The organism is Collimonas sp. (genome assembly GCF_039923675.1).
Classification (GTDB): domain Bacteria; phylum Pseudomonadota; class Gammaproteobacteria; order Burkholderiales; family Burkholderiaceae_D; genus Collimonas.
The window spans coordinates 1-6,381 of the sequence record NZ_JBDTCG010000049.1 but is presented as its reverse complement, the minus strand read 5'-3'; the positions used below and the strand labels follow the sequence as shown (position 1 = coordinate 6,381).

General features: G+C 55.1%; 4 protein-coding genes and 1 pseudogene. All 5 read left to right on the top strand.

Going from position 1 to position 6,381, the window contains the following annotated elements; genetic code table 11:
- Positions 1-240: pseudogene (locus ABI171_RS09370) on the top strand (TetR/AcrR family transcriptional regulator); the annotation flags it as partial.
- Between the two features lie 564 nt (positions 241-804).
- The gene (locus tag ABI171_RS09365) at positions 805-4,377 is read left to right on the top strand and encodes a M48 family metallopeptidase (RefSeq protein ID WP_348099294.1); all 3,573 of its coding nucleotides are present in this window, start codon (positions 805-807) and stop codon (positions 4,375-4,377) included.
- A gap of 377 nt (positions 4,378-4,754) precedes the next feature.
- The gene (locus ABI171_RS09360) at positions 4,755-5,252 is read left to right on the top strand and encodes a hypothetical protein (RefSeq protein ID WP_348099293.1); all 498 of its coding nucleotides are present in this window, start codon (positions 4,755-4,757) and stop codon (positions 5,250-5,252) included.
- Between the two features lie 33 nt (positions 5,253-5,285).
- Positions 5,286-5,885: a hypothetical protein gene (locus tag ABI171_RS09355; RefSeq protein ID WP_348099292.1), complete on the top strand. Its 600-nt coding sequence runs from the start codon at positions 5,286-5,288 to the stop codon at positions 5,883-5,885.
- Positions 5,886-5,930: 45 nt separating this feature from the next.
- On the top strand, positions 5,931-6,381 hold a 451-nt coding region (locus ABI171_RS09350), incomplete at its 3' end, for a sodium/glutamate symporter (protein WP_348099291.1).

The following is a 6,381-nucleotide window of genomic DNA, read 5'->3' as shown; positions in this document are numbered from 1 at the left end:
GCACTCGGCAACGAGCGCGATCGCTTTGCCGAGACGGTAAAAGGCTATTTTGTCGAGTGGGTGGCGGCGCTGGAAGCAGCACTGCTGCGCGATGGAAAAGACGCCATCAGTGCGGCAATCCTGGCGGAGGAGGTGGTGGGCGGCATCCAGGGCGCGCTGGTGCTGGCGCGCGCCTTCGATCGTCCAGCCGTGTTCATGACCGCCTTGCAGCGTTTGCAACAACGGTTGTTAAAAGTATAGCCGTAGCGCGGAGCAGTTTTAAAGCCCCTCAACACCCCGCATCAAGCCCAGTGCAGATGCGGGATTTTTTGCGTGGGAAATGACAAGGGGCAAGGGCATTGCGCGATTCCCGCAAGCAGGCTTTATTAACCGTTTGTTTGCAATCATATATCTTAAGTGCGTCAAAAATAAATGTTGCCACTGTGTAATCATATGATGGTATTTTAACTAGCGAGCTTACCGATTTGCGAGATGCGCCGGCCGGCTCCGCACAAACTGTGAACCGGCGTCAGGATGCCGATATAAGAGCGTCCAGCCATCAAGATAAAGGGGGAGTTGGTGGAAAATATATATCCTGCGGGGCCGGTGAGCGTGCCGGAAAATCTTGCCAAACCAACCGGGGCGTATAGGAAACGGGCGTGGCTTGCAGTGGGGGTGCTGGCGATGTTTGTGGCGCTCTATTTCTTCCTTGCCGGATGGTTCGGACTGACCGCATTTCGTTTGCTCCAGAATGCCTTTACTACCGGGAAAAACACCTTTGCGAGCGTCCTGGCCGGAGGATGTGCGGCGTTCCTTGCCATTTTTATGCTCAAGGCACTTTTCTTTAGCAGGCAGGCCGTCAAGTATGACGATACGGAAATCACACCCGAGCAACAGCCCCGTCTTTTCGAATTTCTTTACCGCCTCGCTGACGACGCGGGGGCGCCACGGCCGCATCGGGTGTTTTTATCTGCGCGCGTCAACGCCGCTGTGTTCTACGACTTAACTATTCTCAATCTGATTTTCCCTTCCAAAAAAAATCTCGAAATTGGCCTGGGCCTGGTTAATGTCCTGTCACTGGGTGAGTTAAAGGCGGTGTGCGCTCATGAGTTCGGTCATTTTGCGCAACGTTCGATGGCAGTCGGCCGATGGGTGTATACCGCCCAGCAAATTGCGGCGCATGTGGTCGCCAAACGCGATGCGCTGGATAGTTTTCTGGGAAGCTTGTCGCGTTTCGATTTTCGTATTGCATGGGTTGGCTGGCTGTTGGGGGTTGTCGTGTGGTCGATCCGCTCTGTGATCGACCTGGCGTTTCGCGCGGTAGTTATCGCACAACGGGCTTTGGCCCGGGAAATGGAGATGCAGGCCGATCTGGTGGCGGTTTCACTCACCGGCAGCGACACCCTGGTGCATGCCTTGCATCGTCTGGTCGCAGCAGAGAATGCCTGGGACCGGGCGCTCCGCTTCTGTCACTCGGAAGCCGGCGAGAAGCGTGTCGTCAAGGATGTATTTGCAGTGCAGACGCGCATTGTCGAGCATCTGGCGGCTGTGCTGGACGATCCGCTTTATGGAAAACATCCGCCGCTGCCTGAAGATAACGCACAAGTGCATCGCGTGTTCAAGGCCGACTTCGCGCTGCCGCCGAGCATGTGGGCGACCCATCCGCTGAATTACGAGCGCGAGGAAAACGCCAAGCGCAGCTACGTGCCGGCGGAATTTGACGACCGCAGCGCCTGGGTTATTTTCGAGAACGCACAAGCCGTGCGCGAAGAGGTCTCCGTGCGTCTGGCTGGAGCGCAGGCGGTTGAGCCGGTGCCGATAGAGTCGTCGTTTGCCAAATTAAAGGAGCAGTATTCGCGCGAATACTTTAACCGGATTTACCGCGGCGTCTATCTTGGCCGCTCGATAACGCGCGAGGCGCGGACTGCCGCAGAACTGTTCGATGTCCGGCTGGACGCGGACCAGGTCGATCTGCAATCGCTCTATCCGGAATCGCTGACACAAGATCTGGAACAGCTGCGCAATTTGGAGAAGGAGGTGCAACTTCTCGAATCCCTGCAGAACAAGACCTTCGTCCCCACCGATGGTGTGATCCGTTACCGGGGGCGCCAGTTGCGGCGCAGCGAATTGCCGCAAGCGATCGAAGATTCGCAACGAGAGAGGAACCAGGTGCGCCACACAATATGCGCGCACGATCGTCTTTGCCGTTCCCTGCATCTCGCCGCCGCCAGGAAGTTAGGATTGGGTTGGGATGATTATCTGACAGGCTTGATCACGCTGCTGCACTACGCGGATCATACCGAAGCCAACCTGCGCGATGCACAAGCCGCGCTGCGCCAGCTCATTTCAGTAGAAACTTCGGGCGGCTTGCGCCAGGTAGGAAAGGATGGCGCCGAGCGGATAGTGCACGCGTCAGGTGAGTTGTACCGCGTCCTTGCCGGTGTATATGAAGATGCCGGATCGATTGTGTTCGATGCTTCTTTTGTGGAACGTTTCGGCGCAGAGTCCGTCGCCGGCGCTCTGGGCAAATTTGAACTCGGTCCACCGAGCCGTCAAAATATCAACGACTGGCTGCGCATTATCGACAGCTGGCTGAACCACACGCTCGGCGTTCTGGCGACGTTGTCTTCATGTACGCTGGAAAAATTGCTGGTGACAGAAGCTTCGGTTGCAACATGGATGCGAGAAACAGCGGTAGCCGATGTGGCGCCGGCGGCGGCCCAGGCGCCGAAGAATTGCGCAGTGCTGCTTCCCGGTAATGAACGTGCGCGCCTGATCAAGGCCGGATGGTGGCAACGCTTCCAGTCTGCCCAGGGATGGTGGCCGGGCCTGGCGCGATTTGCTGTCGCCGGCAGCATCATTGGCGCCGTACTGTTTGCCGGTTGGTCGCTGGCCGTGCCTGACATTACCGTCTACAACGGGCTGGGACGCACCGTCCAGGTAAGTATCGGCGCGAACTCGATTACCTTGCCGCCGTTTTCTTCCGGCCGAATCGAGATCGAGCATGCTTCCAGTTATCAGGTCGAAGCCCGTGACGAGCGTGGTCATCTGATCGAGAGTTTCGATGGCGACATGAGCAGTGGTCAATACGACCGGTTTTATAACGTCGCGGCGGCGAGTCCCCTAGTCCAGTGGACTGCCGTTTATGGAAATTTCCAAGCGCCTGATCCACAAAAACTAGGGGCGGTGCGTTGGGGGCATTCGGCTGCCGATGTGCTATTTGCCGAGCCACCGAATTCGATCAGCAGTAAAGGCGGCGGCACGCGCTCTGTATTGACCGGAGTAGGGCGCGGTTCACCTTCAGATACCTTGGGTTGGGTGCAACAGGAAGATACGCCAAAATTGATCGCAACGCATGCGCGCTGGGCCAGTCCGCACGACCCATATCTGATGTCTTGGCTAAACCTGGCGTCCGACCAGCCCGGCTTTGACGATATTTTGCTCCAGCGCCTGGCAAATGAGCCGGACGACGTGGCGACCCTTCGCATATACCAAGACGGTCTTCCTCCGGCTGAGCGCGCCAGTTTCTGTACCCAGCGTTCCGCACTGTCGGCGGCGGCGCCAGATAATCCGAACCTGCGCTACATCGCCTTGCGTTGCATGCCCGATTCGGTCGCAAAGAACGACGCTTTCGATGACGGTCATCAACGCTGGCCGCAGCATGGCTGGTTTGCCTACGCTGCAGGATATAACGCAGAAGAGCGCACTCAATGGGCGGATGCCGGCAAGGCCATGTTGATAGCGGCGCGCAATGAGCCGGTATTGGCAGATTCGCTGGCAGTCGATATTGCACGCTTGCGGCGTCTGCAGATGGCCAATCCGCAAGCCGACATAGCCGATCTGGCGCGCGGTTCCTCAAGCTTGCGCATCATGGTAGCTATGGAAACCGGCCAAGGTATCGGCGCCGGCCCGCTGGCTGCTTATCACGAACTGGCGCAAGGTCATCTCGCTGACGCTGTGGCCAAGGCCAAAGGCAGCGCGCACGAAACGCGTGTGTTGCGTCTTGCCGCCGCCAGCACGGGTGCGCCGCGCGCAGTCGTCGCACAGGCTCTCGCCTTGCCTCTGGGGGAAGCTGATAACGACGCGAGCAGCCTGTTGACCGCGATGGCGTTGGCAATCCGCGCCGGCCAGGACTTGACGCCATATCGTGCCGCAATTGCGCGCCTGGGGCGAACCCGCATGAATGCCGATATCGCGGCGCCCATGCTGCGATTTGCGGAAGCGCTACGTGCCGGGAATATTGCAGGGGCACGCGAGCAACTCGCAGGATTTCCGCTAGAGCTGCGGGCGAACGCCTATAGCATGGGCGTCACTGTTCTTGGCGAGCGCGCACCAAGTGACTGGAAGCTGGGAGCGCGTTGTCTCTTGTTTGCTTCTGAACGTCCGTACTTTGGATAACTGTCTACGCACCAGATCACCATTCTTGTATACCGAATGGCATTCGAGACCGGCAAAGCCATGTCTTGAGCTCCGGATAGTTATCAGTGCCTCCATTTTCGGGCATTATTGTTGTCTTTTAGTGAATTTGTTGGCATATTACCCGCTTGTTTTTTTATTATGGCAAAAGGAAAAACTGCGGATATGCCGGGTTGCAGATTTAAAAAGGGGGAGAGTGAAGTTATTATTTTGAAAATTTTTGTGCAAGGCGTAAGAAAGTATCAAAAATAGTATAAAAAATTCTATAACAATTGATAGGGGAGTAATTACACATGCATTATTTTAGGACCGTATTTCTAGCTTTTGCAGCACTTGTCCTGATGACCGGATGTTCCATCATGGCGCCTCCTTATTCTGCATCGATCGATAACGTACAAAAACTCAAAAATTCTGGAGTGTCTCCGGCGAAGGTCGGCGAATTCGCTTCCAGCAGCGACAAGGGGAACGTTAATCCCATATCCATTCGCGGCGGTTCGATGAACTCTCCTTATCAAAAATCTTACTCCAAATATGTAGAGGAAGCGCTTAAGCAAGAGTTGTCGCTGGCTAACAAGATGGCCCCGGATGCCGCTGTGGAAATTTCAGGAAAACTGCTGAAGAACGACCTGGATGCGTCTGGATTCTCTACCGGTGTTGCAGATATAGAAGCGCGCTTCATTGTGAAAAAAAGCGGGCAGGTTTTGTACGATCAGGTGAAATCGGTTCATCACGAATGGCCATCTTCCTTTGTCGGCGCCATTGCGATTCCTCGCGCTACGCAAGAATATCCAAATATGGTGCAGAAACTGCTGGCAGCTCTTTATGCGGACCAGGCTTTCCTGGAAGCGCTGAAATAATCCGATCAGATCAACGGCTAATTAAATAAAAACATGAACATCATAAAATTTATTGCAAGTGTCGCTACTGTCATCGTGCTGGCGGGTTGTGCGCATCCGATTACCATCAATCCTGATATCAACAACATAAAATCCAGTTCCGCGGATCAAGCGATCAAGAAGAATGTGGCTTATTACATTCCCGACGCCGTGCGGACCAAAGAAGTCACAACGGCTGGCGGAGGCGGCGACAAGGTCGCTTACAGTCCTTATCGGGACATGGAAACTGCGTTTTACAAAATGTTGTCAAATGTATTTGCGAATGTCACAAAACTGAATGCCGCAGATGATAAAGACGCCATCGAGAAAAATAAAATCGACTATGTGATTACGCCTACGCTGGTGACAAATTCATCGTCATCAAGCGCCTTGACCTGGCCGCCAACGCAGTTCAGCGTTGAAATGACTTGTGATGTCAGCGACGCCAACGGCAAGGCACTGTTCACGAAAAAGGTCGAGGGCCAAGGACATGCTGAATTTTCCGAATTCAAGAAAGATTTTTCTCTTTCCGGAAGGCGTGCCATGGAAGATGCATTGATGAAGATGCAGCCTGTTTTGCTTGGTGCGCAAGAATTGCGTAGCTCCCCCGAGTAAGAGACCGGCTAAAATAGCCGTTATTCAAGAAGCGAAAGGAAATAGATGTTCAATTTGGATACTTTGGAAACATTAGTCGCAGCATCGCTGGTATTGCTGCTGGGGCGCAAGCTGGTCTCGTCGTCATCGCTGCTCAGGACCTATAGCATTCCTGAGCCGGTGGTGGGTGGTTTGCTGGTAGCCCTGCTGCTGTTTGCGCTGCGCAGTTTCTCGAGTGTCCAGGTGCAGTTCGACAGCAGCCTGCAAGGGCCGCTGATGCTGGCCTTTTTCGCCACCATCGGTTTGAACGCAAATCTTGCGAGCCTGAAAGCCGGCGGCCGAACCTTGGCATTGTTCCTGGTTGTGGTGCTGGGTTTGCTGGTCTTGCAGGACGCGATCGGCATCGGTATGGCAAAGATGATGGGGCTCGATCCGTTGATCGGTTTGCTGGGCGCTTCTATTTCCCTGTCCGGCGGTCACGGTACGGGCGCAGCCTGGGGACGGGTGTTTTCCGAGC